The organism is Microbispora hainanensis, assembly GCF_006874475.1.
Lineage (GTDB): Bacteria > Actinomycetota > Actinomycetes > Streptosporangiales > Streptosporangiaceae > Microbispora > Microbispora hainanensis.
Map to the genome: position 1 here is coordinate 33,173 of NZ_VIRM01000043.1, position 12,507 is coordinate 45,679.

A 12,507-nucleotide genomic window follows, 5' to 3' on the forward strand; every position below is an offset into this window, starting at 1 on the left:
CACAATCTAGCCGCTGAATTCCGCGGCGGAATGCCGTTGGGTGGCTCCCTAACCTGCGCCTACGGTTGACTCGCCCGCAAGGACGGGCCATCGAGCGGAGACGAAAGCGAGGGCGGACTGTGCACCTGACACCTCGCGAGCAGGAGCGGATCACCCTTTTCACGGTCGCGGAACTGGCGCGGCGGCGCCGGGCCCGGGGCCGCAGGCTCAACGCCCCGGAGGCTGTCGCCCTGCTCTGCGACGAGATCCTCGAGCGCGCCTGGGACGGCGCGTCCCTGGAGGAGGTCGTGGCGGCGGCGCGGTCGCTCCTCACCATGGACGACGTCATGGAGGGCGTGCCCGACCTGGTGCCGCAGGTGCAGGTCGAGGCGCTGTTCCCGAACGGCACAGCCCTGGTCTGCGTCGACACCCCGTTCGGGGTGGGGGACGGGCGCGGCCCGGGCGCGGTGGAGACCGCCGAGGGCGAGCTGCACCTCAACGAGGGGCGCGACCGGGGGCGGATCGCCGTGCGCAACGAGGGCGAGCAGACCGTCTACGTCTCCTCGCACTTCCCGCTCGACCAGGTCAACCCCGCCCTGTCCTTCGACCGGGCACGAGCGGCGGGCATGCGCCTGGACATCCCGGCAGGCACCGCGCTCGCCTTCCCTCCTGGAACCGAGCGGCTCGTGGAGGTGGTGAAGGCGTGACGACCATCCCGAGGAAGACCTACGCGAGGATCTACGGCCCGACCACGGGCGACCGCGTACGGCTCGGCGACACCTGTCTGTGGATCGAGGTCGAGCACGACGACACACCGTACGGCGACGAGCTGCTCGGCGGATGCGGCAAGACGCTGCGGGACGGGCTGCTGGCCTCCCCGCGCGCCGACCGGGAGTCGGCGCTCGACCTGGTCGTCACCAACGTCGTGCTGCTCGACGCGGTGCTCGGCGTGCGCAAGACGGTCATCGGCGTCAAGGACGGCCGGGTCGTCAGCGTCGGCGCCGCGAACAACGGCGACGGGGACTTCGCGATCGACTCCCACACGGCGATCGTCACCGGCGAGGGCCTCATCGCGACGCCGGGCGTCATCGACTCGCACGTGCACCTGTCCTCGCCCGAGATCGCGCCCGCCGCGCTCGCCTCCGGCGTGACGACCGTCGTGGGCATGGGCCTCGGCGGCGTCTGGGACGTGGGTTGCAACCCCGCCCACAACCTGCACACGCTGATGAGCGCCTGGCGGGGCACCCCGTTGAACGTGGCGTTCCTCGCCCGCGGATCCTCCAGCTCGACGAGGCTGCTGGAGGAGGCCGTGCTCGCCGGCGCCGGTGGTTTCAAGATCCATGAGGACTTCGGTGCGACGCCCGCGATCGTGGACACCTGTCTTGGGGTCGCCGAGCAGGCGGATCTGCCGGTCGCGCTGCACACCGACTCGATGAACGAGTCGGGCTACCTGGCCGACACCGTCGCCGCCACCCGGGGGCGCACGGTGCACGCCTACCACGTGGAGGGCGGCGGCGGACACCCCGACCTGCTCCGGATCCTGTCCGAGCCGAACATCCTGCCGTCCTCCACGACGCCGACCATCCCCTACACCACCAACACGGTCGGCGAGCTGTTCCCGATGACGATGACCGTCCACCGGCAGAACCACCACATCGGCAGCGACGTCGAGGTGACCCGCAGCCGGATCAGGGCGCACGCCATCGCGGCCGAGAACGCGCTGCACGACCTCGGCGCCATCAGCATCGTCAACTCCGACTCCATGGGCATGGGACGGGTCGCCGAGACGATCCGCAGGACCTGGCAGCTCGCCCACCTGCAGGCGCTGCGCACGGGGGCCGCGCAGCCGGACAACGCGCGGGTCCTGCGTTATCTGGCCAAGCTCACGCTGAACCCCGCCATCGCCCACGGGATGGCGCACGAGGTCGGCACCCTGCAGCCGGGGCGGCTGGCCGACATCGTGCTGTGGAACCCGGCGTGGTTCGGCACCAAGCCCGAGCTCGTGATCAAGGCCGGCTTCGTCGCATGGGGCGTGTCCGGCAGCGGCTCGGGCTCGACCCGGCTGACCCAGCCCCGCATCTACCGCCCGTACTTCGGCGGGCTCGGCGACGCGCCGGCCCGCCTGTCGCGGATCTTCGTCGCCCACGAGGCGCTGGACTCCGCGGACGCCCGTGAGGCGCTGCCCACGGGCCTGCGTTACGCGGCCATCCGCCGCACGCGCGGCCTGACCAGGGCCGACATGTGCCGCAACACGGCGACCCCGCGGGTCGAGGTGTCCCGGGAGCCCGGTCCCGTCCTGGTGGACGGCGCCGAGGTCCACGTGGACCCCGCCACCGAGGTGCCTCTGTCCCGACTGCATCATTTCGCCTAGCCCCCCTGGTGATACGCAATTGAGTACGAGCAAGGCCCGCGGCGCGGGCATCGCGTCCTTCGTCGGCACCTCCATCGAGTGGTACGACTTCTACATCTACGGAACGGCCTCGGCGCTGGTGTTCAGCAGGCTGTTCTTCCCCGAGGCCAGCCCCACGGCGGGCGTCATGGCGTCCTTCGCCACGTTCTGGGTCGGGTTCCTGGCCCGTCCGCTGGGCGGCGTGGTCTTCGGGCACCTCGGCGACCGCATCGGCCGCAAGGGCACACTCATCACCACACTGCTCCTCATGGGCGGCGCGACGACCCTGGTGGGGATCCTGCCCACGTACGAGTCCATCGGGATGGCGGCGCCCGTGCTGCTGGCCGCGCTCCGCCTGGTGCAGGGCGTCGCCGTTGGCGGCGAGTGGGGCGGCGCCGTGCTGATCGCCGCCGAGCACGCCGGGCCCAAGCGCATCTTCTACGCGGCGTTCGCCCAGCAGGGCTCGCCCGCGGGGTCGATCCTCGCCACCGGCATGTTCGCGCTGGTCAGCCTGCTGCCTGACGACGCGTTCCTGTCGTACGGCTGGCGCATCCCGTTCCTCGCCTCCGCCGTCCTGCTCGTGATCGGGCTGGTCATCCGGCTGCGGCTCGAGGAGTCGCCGGAGTTCGTGCGGATGCGCGAGCAGCGTGAGGTCGTCAAGCTCCCCGTCGCGGAGGTCTTCCGCACGGCCTGGCCGCTGGTGCTGCTCGGCATCGGCGCGAGCGGCGTCGGCATCGCCTCGGCCTACTTCACCAACACCTTCATCCTGTCGTGGGCCACCACCGACCTCGGCATCGCGAAGGGCACGATGCTGAACGTGCTGCTCGTCGTGGCGGTCGTGCAGTTCGTCACGCAGCCCGCAGGGGCCGTGCTCGGGCAGCGCTGGGGAGCGGCGAAGTTCATGCTGGCGGCGTTCACGGTGCTGATCTTCATGACACCGGTGACGTTCCTGCTGGTCGGCACGGGCTCCGCGCCGCTGGCCACGCTGGGCCTCGCCCTGAGCATCGTGTTCGGCGGCGCGTCGTACGCGGCGCTGGCGGGCTTCCTCGCCGAGGCGTTCCCGGCCAGGGTGCGCTACACCGGCATCTCGCTGTCCTACCAGTTGTGCGGCGCGTTGATCGGCGGCACCACCCCGCTCATCGCTCAGGCCCTGCTGACGTGGTCGGGATCGATCTGGCTCGTCGTGGCGCAGTACATCGTGATCATCCTGCTGACGATGGCGTGCGTCACCGGCCTGCGTCGCCGCTCCGCCGCCGCGGCGAACGCCCGGCCCGCCACCACGGCCGCCTGAGCAACCTCGGAGGGAAGCACCATGCGTCTGGACGTCCTGTTCGTCAACGGCCGGTTCACCACCCTGGACCCCGACCGGCCCGCCGCGACCCGGCTCGGCGTGTTCGCCGGCCGGATCGCGGGGCTGGACGAGGACCTGGACGGGCTCACCGCCGACGTCGTGGTCGATCTCCGGGGCGCGCCGGTGGTGCCGGGATTCAACGACGCCCATCATCACCTGAGCATGCGGGGCCAGCGGCTGCGCGAACTGGACCTGCGCGACGGCCGGGTGCGGACGCTCGACGAGCTGTACGCGAAGGTCGCCGAGCGCGCGGCGGGCCTGCCGCAGGACGCGTGGGTCAAGGGAGCGGGCTACGACCAGAACAAGCTGGGCGGGCTGCATCCGAGCCGCGAGGCGCTCGACCGGGCGGCCGGCGGCCGGCCCGTCTGGCTCCAGCACGTCTCCGGCCACATGGGTGTCGCGAACACGGCGGCGTTCGCCCGCATGGGCTTCGAGCGCGTCGAGGACGTGCCGGACGTCCCCGGCGGCACGGTCGGGCGGGACGCCGCCGGCCGGCCCGACGGGCTGCTCGCGGAGCAGGCCCAGGGCCTGGCGTACGCCGTGCTGCGCCCGGTGCCGTTCGAGGACTTCGTCGAGGGCATCGCGCTGGCCGGCCGGGCGGCCGCCGCCGAGGGCCTGACCAGCTTCACCGAGCCCGGCATCGGCCGGGGGCTGGCCGGCAACGGCGCCTGGGACCTCGCGGCCTTCCAGGAGGCGGTGCGGCGGGGCGTGCTGCCGCAGCGGGTCACGCTGATGCCCGGCTCCCCCAACCTGCACGACATCGGCGACGGCTGGTTCGGGCTCGACCTCGGGTTCCGCACCGGCATCGGCGACGACCGGTTGCGGATCGGGCCGGTGAAGCTGTTCTCCGACGGCTCGCTCATCGGCCGCACCGCCGCCATGTGCTGCGACTACGAGGGAGAGCCGGGCAACCGGGGACTGCTGCAGGAGGGCGCCGGGGCGCTGCGCGCGTTCATCCTGCGGGCGCACGCCGCGGGCTGGCAGATCGCCGCCCACGCCATCGGCGACCACGCGATCGACGTCGTGCTCGACGCCTACGAGGAGGCGCAGGCGCGGGATCCCCGGCCCGGTGCCCGCCACCGCATCGAGCACTGCGCGGTGACCAGCGACGCCCAGGTGGCGAGGATCGCCCGGCTCGGTGTCATCCCGGTGCCTCAGGGCCGGTTCGTCTCCGAGCTCGGTGACGGCATGCTCGCCGCCCTCGGCCCCGAGCGCTCGCTCGGCTGCTACCGGCAGAGGTCGTTCCTGGAGGCCGGCATCGTCGTCCCGGGCAGCTCCGACTGCCCGGTGGCCGACGGCGCCCCGCTGCTCGGCATCCACGACCTGGTCAACCGCCGTACGGCGAGTGGCGTGCCGTTCACCCCCGCGGAGTCCCTCACCCTGGAGCAGGCACTGCGCGCGTACACGGTCGGCTCGGCGTACGCCGTGGGGGAGGAGCGGGACAAGGGCACGCTGTCACGCGGCAAACTGGCCGACTTCGTCGTCCTGGGCGACGACCTGTTCGCGGTCGCCCCCGAGCGGATCAAGGACGTCGCCGTGCTGGCCACGGTCGTCGGCGGCGCATTCGTCTTCGACGAGGCCGGCCTGTCCGCATAGGCTGTGGTAAGTGGTACGTTGTTACCATGGTAACAGTGCAGCGGACGCAGACCGGCCTTCGCGTCGAGCGCAACACCTTGAAGGTGCTCAAGGGCCTGGCCGAATATCTGGACATGTCCCTCGGCGACCTCGTGGAGGGAATCGTCCTGCACGCCTTCGAGGGCAAGTCGCCGTTCGGGCCGGAGACCCTCGCGAAGATCGGGCAGCTCAAGGAGGTCTACGGCCTGACTCTGACGGCCGCCGACGCCCACCGGCTGGAGGAGAGGTGAGCGCCGGCCCGCGGCGCCGCCGCCTCACCGGCAGCCTCCGGGTCGCGCTCGCGCCCGCCGAGGCGTTCCGGCTGTTCACCCCGTACGGCGAACGGGACTGGGCGGAGGGATGGGAGCCGCGGTTCCCGGAACGGGCCACGGACGACACGGCGCCCGGCACGGTCTTCCAGACCCATGCGCATGGGGCCACCACCACGTGGATCGTCCTGCACCGCGAGCCCGGCCGGTCGCTCTCCTACGCCCGGGTGCGCGAGGGGGTCCACGCCGGCACCGTCGGCGTGACGCTCGCTCGGGCGGAGCGCGGGCACAGTGACGTGACGGTCACCTACGACCTCACCTCGCTCACCGCCGCGGCCGAGGCCGACCTGGCCGCCTTCGCCGCCGGCTACCCGGCGTTCCTGCGCTCCTGGGAGGACGCCATCGCCGCCCATCTCGGCAAAATGGACCAATAAGTACAGGAAGTTGGTCCGAAGGAGGGCGCGATGGGGGCGGCGCCGGAGATGGGCATCACGCACCCGCGCGACAGCGCCGCGCGTCTCAGTCGTCCGTGCGGCGCAGGCGCTTGAGGCCGGAGCGGTGTTTCTTGGCCGCAAGACGGCGCTCGACCGCGCCCTTGGACGGCTTGGTGGGACGGCGCCGCTTGGGCGGCGGCGCGATGGCGTCGCGGAGGAGGGCGGCGAGCCGTTCCCGCGCGGCCTCCCGGTTGCGCAGTTGCGAGCGGTGCTCCGAGGCCGCGACCGTGATCACACCGTCCACCGCGCGGGCGGAGAGCCGTTCGAGCGCGCGGGCCCTGAGCACCGGGCCGAGGGCGGCGGTGTGGGCGAGGTCGAAGCTCAGCTCGACCCGGCTGTCGGTGGTGTTGACGCCCTGGCCGCCGGGCCCGGACGAGCGGGAGAAGCGCCAGGCGAGCTCCGCTTCGGGCACGACGATCGAGCCGCGCACGTGCAACGGGCCTGACATCGGTTGTCTCCTTTTCTACGGACGCACGGGACGACCAAACTTATCGGGGTGAATATCACCACCGCTCTCCATTTATCACCGTAAACGCGGCGCGTGGTTGTCGCGGCCGATCGCGTCGTGCACAGTGGCCCCGGAATCCGGCGGGCCCCGGGCATCGGGGCGACAGGGATGGGCGGGAGCATGACCTCGATCGTGGGCGTCCACGGCATCGGCAAATACCACTACTTCGAGGAGGCCGGCGGGTCGGCGGGCGGCGCCGCCGAGGCCGTGCGGGCCAAGTGGAACACCTATCTGCACCAGGGCCTCACCGGCCGGGCGGACGGCACCGGTCAGTACTTCGCCGAGATCGCCTACTACGCCCATCACCTGCGCAGCGAGCCGCCGAAGCCGCCGCGGCAGATGGCGACCCCGGCCAAGCTGGTCCTCGCCGACTGGGCGGTCCAGCTCGGCGGCCCGTTCCGCGAGGCGGCGGGGGAGTCGCTCACCGGTCTCGCGCACCGGCTGGCCGAATGGCTGCTGACGAGGATGGGCCCGCAGGCGGTGCGGTTCGCCCAGGACTTCTGCCCGGAGGTGGCCGCCTATCTGGGCGGCGGCGACCCGCGCGTGCGGGCCCGGGAGGCGGTCGCCGAGGTCATCCGCAGGCGCCGTCCCCGGGTGGTGGTCGCCCACTCGCTCGGCAGCGTCGTGACGTACGAGGCCCTGTGGGCGCATCCCGACCTCCCGGTCGAGTTGCTGGTGACGCTGGGCAGCCCGCTCGGCATGCGCGACGTCGTCTTCGAGCGGCTCGCGCCGGTCCCGGTGCGGGGGCGCGGGGCGCGCCCGCCGGGCGTGCGCCGCTGGATCAACATCGCCGACAAGGACGACATCGCCGCGATCCCGGCCGTGCTGGCGTCGTGCTTCGACGGCGTCGAACGGGACGTCTCCTGCGACATCGACTGGCTCGACTTCCACACCGTGCGCAACTACCTGCGCTGCGGGAGCGCCAACGAGTTCCTCACGCCCTATGTGATCTGATTCCGCACACGGGTTATGCTCGTACGACCATGAAGACTGTGCTTTTCGACTACGGCAACGTCGTGTCGCTTCCCCAGGACCCCGAAGACGTCGCGCGCATGGCGGGAGGTGATCCGGGATTCGAGGGCCGCTACTGGGCGGCGCGGCTCGACTTCGACCGGGGCACACTCGACCCGGCCGCGTACTGGTCCCACGTGTACGGCAGGCCGATGGGCGGAGCCGAGCTGGACGCGGTCGTCTCCCTCGACGCGGCGAGCTGGTCGCGGCCCAACGAGGAGACCGTGGCGATCACCGGCGAGCTGGCCGGCGTCGGGGTGCCCATGGCGCTGCTGTCCAACATGCCGGTCTGCATCGCCGAGACCATCGACACGCTGCCGTTCATGCGGCCGATCGGCCCCCGGTTCTACAGCGGCCGCATGGGCCTGGTGAAGCCGGAGCCGGAGATCTTCCACGAGACCGTGGCCTGGCTCGGGGCGGCCCCCGGCGACCTCGTCTTCGTGGACGACCGGGAGGAGAACGTCGCGGCGGCCGAGCGGGCGGGGCTGGCCGCCGTCCACTTCCGCGACGCCGCCGCCCTGCGCGAGGAGCTCAAGACGCTGCTCGCGTAGGGAGCGTCCGGCGCGTGCTGCCCGGCCGGGTCCACGATCCCGTCCGGGCACATCGTGCTGCGGGCGCAGCCTCCGGCGGCCCCGGCGACCTGTGACGACCCGTGGCGGCCGCGCGGCGTCCCCGTCAGGTCAGGGGAGGCGCCTCGACCGGGCAGCCGGGGGCGGGCGGCTCGGGCACGGACACGAGGACGTTCCGCCTGATCGTGACGAACGTGAGGGCCGCCGCGACGGCCATCATGGCCGCGGCGGCCAGCATCGAGGTGTGGAACCCCCGGGTGAACGCCGCCGGGGAGTCGTAGGCGGCCCCCGTCAGGCCCACCAGCGGCGGGACGGCGGCGACGGCCAGCAGGCCGCCCGTCCGGGCCAGGGCGTTGTTGATCCCGCTCGCCACGCCCGCGTACCGCTCCTCCGCGGTGGCGAGCACGGTCGCGGTGAGCGGGGCGACGGCGGCGGACAGGCCCAGCCCGAACACGACGGCCGCGGGAAGCACGTCGGCGAGATAGGACGCGTCGGGGGCGATGCGGCTCATGAGCAGCAGCCCGGCCGCGCACAGGAGGATGCCGGCCGTCATGGGGAGGCGCGGGCCCACCCGCTTGGCCAGGTCGCCCGCCCGGGGCGACAGCAGCAGCATGAGGATCGTCACCGGGAGCATCGCCGACCCGGCGGCGATCGGGGAGAACCCGGCCGACACCTGGAGCTGGACGACCAGCAGGAAGAACACCAGTCCCATCGCCGCGTACATGACCAGCGTGACGACGTTGACCGCGGTGAACTCCCGCGAGGCGAAGACCCCCACGGGGACGAGCGACCGGGGGGAACGCCGGATCTCCACCACCACGAAACAGACGCTCAGGACGATCCCGGCCGCCAGCGGCACCAGGCCGTCGCCCGCCAGGATCAGACCGTACGTCAGCCCGGCCAGCGCGGGCGCGGCGAGGACGGTGCCGAGCACGTCGAAGCGGCCGTTCGACCCGGCGTCGCGGGTCTCGGGCACGTGCCGGGTGGCGACGCCCACCACGACGGCGGCGAGCGGCAGGTTGAGCAGGAACACCCAGCGCCAGCCCGCCGTCTCCACGAGCCAGCCGCCGAACAACGGCCCGAGCGCGGCGGCCACGCCGCCCAGCCCCGACCAGGCGCCCACGGCGCGCGGCCGGTCGTCCGGCACGTAGCTCGCCTGGATGATCGCCAGGGACCCGGGGATCAGCAGGGCCCCGCCGATGCCCTGGAGCGCGCGGGCGAGCACGAGCACGGGCGTGTTGGGCGCGGCTCCGCAGAGCGCGGAGGCCAGGGCGAACCAGACCACCCCGGTGACGAAGATCTTCCGCCTGCCCAGCCGGTCGCCCAGCGACCCGCCCAGCAGGATCAGCGCGGCCATGGTGAGCGTGTACGCGTTCACGGTCCACTGGAGGCCGGACATTCCGGCGTGCAGGTCGCGCCCGAGAGCGGGAAGGGCCACGTTGACCACGGTGCCGTCGAGTGTCGCCATGCCCGACCCGAGGACCGTGGTGACCAGCACCCACCGGCCTGGCGCCGAGCGGAGCCGGATATTTCCGGATGTCATGGACGCCATCATGCGTTACCCGGAGCAGTGGCCTGACCCTCGCGCAAGTCGGATTACACAATTACGATCGCTCACAGCGAACTGACGCAGAACAGGGAACAGGATCGGACTCCTGTTAGTTGAGTCGGCATAACTCAACCTAGTGGAGTGCTGATGTCCCAGATCCTTCCCGTCCTTCCGCTCGACGACGAGGTCGTCCTGCCCGGCATGGTCGTGCCTCTCGATCTGTCGGACTCCGAGGTCCGCGCCGCCATCGACGCCGCACGCGCGAGTGGCGAGAGCACGGTCCTGCTGGTGCCCCGCATAGACGGCCGCTACGGCCCGGTTGGGGTGAGCGCCGTCGTGGAACAGGTCGGCCGGCTGCCGGGCGGCGAGCCCGCGGCCGTGGTCCGCGGCGTCGACCGCATGCGGGTCGGCACCGGCACCGCCGGCCCGGGCGCGGCGCTGTGGGTCGAGGCGACCGTGCTCGAACCGGTCCCGGCCGGGCCCAGGGCCGAGGAGCTCGCCAAGGAATACAAGACTTTGACCACCACGATCCTGCAGAAGCGGGGCGCGTGGCAGGTCGTCGACGCCGTCAACCAGATCAAGGAGCCGGCCGTCCTCGCGGACAGCTCCGGATACGCCCCCTGGCTGACCACCCAGCAGAAGCTGCTGCTGCTGGAGCTCAACGACCCGGCCGAGCGCCTCGACAAGCTGGTCGGCTGGGCCCGCGATCATCTCGCGGAGATGGACGTCGCGGAGACCATCCGCAAGGACGTCCAGGAGGGCATGGAGAAGCAGCAGCGGGAGTTCCTGCTCCGCCAGCAGCTCGCGGCCGTCCGCAAGGAGCTCGCCGAGCTCAACGGCGACCCCTCCGACGAGGAGGAGGACTACCGCGCCCGGATCGAGGCCGCCGACCTGCCGGAGAAGGTCAGGGAGGCCGCGCTCAAGGAGGTCGGCAAGCTGGAGCGGGCCTCCGACCAGTCGCCCGAGAGCGGCTGGATCCGCACCTGGCTCGACACCGTGCTCGACATGCCGTGGAACGTCCACACGACCGACTCCTACGACATCGCCGGGGCCCGCGCGGTGCTCGACGCCGACCACACGGGCCTGACCGACGTGAAGGACCGCATCGTGGAATACCTCGCGGTGCGCAAGCGCAGGGCCGACCAGGGCCTCGGCGTCGTCGGCGGCCGTCGCAGCGGCGCGGTCCTCGCGCTGGCCGGTCCTCCCGGCGTCGGCAAGACCTCGCTCGGCGAGTCGGTCGCCCGCGCCATGGGCCGCAAGTTCGTCCGCGTCGCCCTCGGCGGCGTCCGCGACGAGGCGGAGATCCGCGGCCACCGGCGCACGTACGTGGGGGCGCTGCCCGGCCGCATCGTCCGGGCGATCCGCGAGGCGGGTTCGATGAACCCGGTCGTGCTGCTCGACGAGATCGACAAGGTCGGCGCCGACTATCGCGGCGACCCGACGGCGGCGCTGCTGGAGGTGCTCGACCCGGCGCAGAACCACACGTTCCGCGACCACTACCTGGAGGTCGAGCTCGACCTGAGCGACGTGCTGTTCCTCGCCACGGCCAACGTGCTGGAGCAGGTGCCCGGGCCGCTGCTCGACCGCATGGAGGTCGTCGCGCTCGACGGCTACACCGAGGACGAGAAGGTCGCCATCGCCCGCGACCACCTGCTGCCGCGCAACCTGGAGAAGGCCGGCCTCACCGCCGACGACGTGACGGTGGAGGACGCGGCGCTGCGCCGCCTGGCGGGCGAGTACACCCGCGAGGCCGGCGTCCGCTCCCTCGAACGCTCGATCGCGAGGATCCTGCGCAAGGTGACGGCGAAGCTCGCCCTCGGCGAGGCCGAGCTCCCGCTGACGGTCACGGCCGGCGACCTGGTCTCCTACCTGGGCCGGCCGCGCCACGTGCCCGAGTCGTCCCTGCCGGAGGCCCGGCAGCGTACGGCGGTGCCGGGCGTGGCGACCGGCCTCGCGGTGACCGGCGCGGGCGGCGACGTCCTCTATGTCGAGGCGTCGCTGGCCGATCCGGAGACCGGGGCGACCGGGGTGACCCTGACCGGTCAGCTCGGCGACGTGATGAAGGAGTCGGCGCAGATCGCGCTGTCCTTCCTGCGGTCGCGGGGCGCCGAGCTGGAGCTGCCGGTCGGGTCGCTCAAGGACAGGTCGGTGCACATCCACGTGCCCGCGGGCGCGGTGCCCAAGGACGGCCCGTCGGCCGGTGTCACGATGACCACCGCCCTGGCCTCGCTGCTGTCGGGCCGGCCGGTCCGCGCCGACGTGGCGATGACCGGCGAGGTGTCCCTCACCGGGCGCGTGCTGCCGATCGGCGGGGTCAAGCAGAAGCTGCTGGCCGCCCACCGGGCCGGGATCACCACCGTGCTCATCCCGGCGCGCAACGAGCCCGACCTCGACGACGTGCCGGCCGAGGTGCTCGCCGACCTCACCGTCCACGCGGTGAGCGACGTGCGCGAGGTCCTCGACCTGGCCCTCACCCCGGCGACGGTCGCCCGGCAGGCGGTCGCCTGACCCGTTCCACACGGCCCGCGTCTCCGTCCCGGAGGCGCGGGCCTTCTCCTGTGACTAAGCACACATTCCCGGTATGGAATAAGGATTAGCCTCACACCCGTTTCAGCCGCTTGTGAGCGTATCGAACCCGATGAACCCGCCCGAGCTGGGGTGTTGTCCCGCGGCCTGAGATCTCCCGCCGCCCGCACCCTCCTCACGAAGGCATTCCCCCTGATGACGCTCCTCCCGCTGCCCGATCCGCTCCTGCGCCGGATCACGCCCCAGAA

The 12,507-nt window shown here is 72.3% G+C and carries 11 protein-coding genes; 9 read left to right on the plus strand and 2 right to left on the minus strand.

Going from position 1 to position 12,507, the window contains the following annotated elements:
• Nucleotides 1-119 precede the first annotated feature (119 nt).
• From FLX08_RS28450 to FLX08_RS28475, 6 genes are read left to right on the plus strand one after another with little or no spacing between them, the layout of a single operon-like run.
• A complete protein-coding gene (locus tag FLX08_RS28450) occupies nucleotides 120-686 on the plus strand; it encodes an urease subunit gamma (RefSeq protein WP_142623208.1) in 567 nt (188 codons plus the stop codon).
• The gene (locus FLX08_RS28455) at nucleotides 683-2,350 is read left to right on the plus strand and encodes an urease subunit alpha (RefSeq protein ID WP_142623210.1); all 1,668 of its coding nucleotides are present in this window, start codon (nucleotides 683-685) and stop codon (nucleotides 2,348-2,350) included. Before FLX08_RS28450 ends, FLX08_RS28455 begins: the two co-directional genes overlap by 4 nt.
• 19 nt (nucleotides 2,351-2,369) lie before the next feature.
• Nucleotides 2,370-3,659: an MFS transporter gene (locus FLX08_RS28460; protein WP_208761712.1), complete on the plus strand. Its 1,290-nt coding sequence runs from the start codon at nucleotides 2,370-2,372 to the stop codon at nucleotides 3,657-3,659.
• A 21-nt stretch (nucleotides 3,660-3,680) separates the two neighbouring features.
• Nucleotides 3,681-5,315, plus strand: a complete 1,635-nt coding sequence (locus FLX08_RS28465) for an amidohydrolase (protein ID WP_142623214.1) — start codon at nucleotides 3,681-3,683, stop codon at nucleotides 5,313-5,315.
• A 26-nt stretch (nucleotides 5,316-5,341) separates the two neighbouring features.
• Nucleotides 5,342-5,584: a hypothetical protein gene (locus tag FLX08_RS28470; RefSeq protein WP_030507053.1), complete on the plus strand. Its 243-nt coding sequence runs from the start codon at nucleotides 5,342-5,344 to the stop codon at nucleotides 5,582-5,584.
• Nucleotides 5,581-6,036 (plus strand): SRPBCC family protein, encoded by a 456-nt coding sequence (locus FLX08_RS28475; protein WP_142623216.1) that lies wholly within the window; start codon nucleotides 5,581-5,583, stop codon nucleotides 6,034-6,036. The genes FLX08_RS28470 and FLX08_RS28475 overlap by 4 nt, the downstream gene beginning before the upstream one ends.
• 85 nt (nucleotides 6,037-6,121) lie before the next feature.
• On the opposite strand, the gene arfB is transcribed toward FLX08_RS28475, so the two are convergent.
• Nucleotides 6,122-6,544 carry an alternative ribosome rescue aminoacyl-tRNA hydrolase ArfB gene (gene arfB, locus FLX08_RS28480; RefSeq protein WP_142623218.1) on the minus strand — a complete coding sequence of 141 codons (423 nt, stop codon included), beginning with the start codon at nucleotides 6,542-6,544 and terminating at the stop codon, nucleotides 6,122-6,124.
• A gap of 180 nt (nucleotides 6,545-6,724) precedes the next feature.
• Between arfB and FLX08_RS28485 the strand changes: the two genes are divergently transcribed.
• Both FLX08_RS28485 and FLX08_RS28490 read left to right on the plus strand, forming a co-directional pair.
• On the plus strand, nucleotides 6,725-7,558 hold the full coding sequence (locus tag FLX08_RS28485; RefSeq protein WP_142623220.1) for a hypothetical protein: 834 nt from the start codon (nucleotides 6,725-6,727) through the stop codon (nucleotides 7,556-7,558).
• A gap of 29 nt (nucleotides 7,559-7,587) precedes the next feature.
• Nucleotides 7,588-8,166: an HAD-IA family hydrolase gene (locus tag FLX08_RS28490; protein WP_142623222.1), complete on the plus strand. Its 579-nt coding sequence runs from the start codon at nucleotides 7,588-7,590 to the stop codon at nucleotides 8,164-8,166.
• Between the two features lie 124 nt (nucleotides 8,167-8,290).
• On the opposite strand, the gene FLX08_RS28495 is transcribed toward FLX08_RS28490, so the two are convergent.
• Entirely contained in the window at nucleotides 8,291-9,727 is a 1,437-nt protein-coding gene (locus tag FLX08_RS28495; protein WP_244312954.1) for an MFS transporter, read from the minus strand.
• 153 nt (nucleotides 9,728-9,880) lie between these two features.
• Here FLX08_RS28495 and lon point away from each other — a divergent pair, with 153 nt between their 5' ends.
• A complete protein-coding gene (gene lon, locus FLX08_RS28500; protein WP_142623226.1) occupies nucleotides 9,881-12,241 on the plus strand; it encodes an endopeptidase La in 2,361 nt (786 codons plus the stop codon).
• Nucleotides 12,242-12,507 lie beyond the last annotated feature (266 nt).

What these genes read in the sequence shown, in the direction of transcription:
- arfB (WP_142623218.1), bottom strand. Translation starts at nt 6,544, where the DNA reads ATGTCAGGCCCGTTGCACGTGCGCGGCTCGATCGTCGTGCCCGAAGCG.
- FLX08_RS28485 (WP_142623220.1), top strand. Translation starts at nt 6,725, where the DNA reads ATGACCTCGATCGTGGGCGTCCACGGCATCGGCAAATACCACTACTTC.
- FLX08_RS28495 (WP_244312954.1), bottom strand. Translation starts at nt 9,727, where the DNA reads ATGACATCCGGAAATATCCGGCTCCGCTCGGCGCCAGGCCGGTGGGTG.
- FLX08_RS28465 (WP_142623214.1), top strand. Translation starts at nt 3,681, where the DNA reads ATGCGTCTGGACGTCCTGTTCGTCAACGGCCGGTTCACCACCCTGGAC.
- lon (WP_142623226.1), top strand. Translation starts at nt 9,881, where the DNA reads ATGTCCCAGATCCTTCCCGTCCTTCCGCTCGACGACGAGGTCGTCCTG.
- FLX08_RS28490 (WP_142623222.1), top strand. Translation starts at nt 7,588, where the DNA reads ATGAAGACTGTGCTTTTCGACTACGGCAACGTCGTGTCGCTTCCCCAG.
- FLX08_RS28470 (WP_030507053.1), top strand. Translation starts at nt 5,342, where the DNA reads ATGGTAACAGTGCAGCGGACGCAGACCGGCCTTCGCGTCGAGCGCAAC.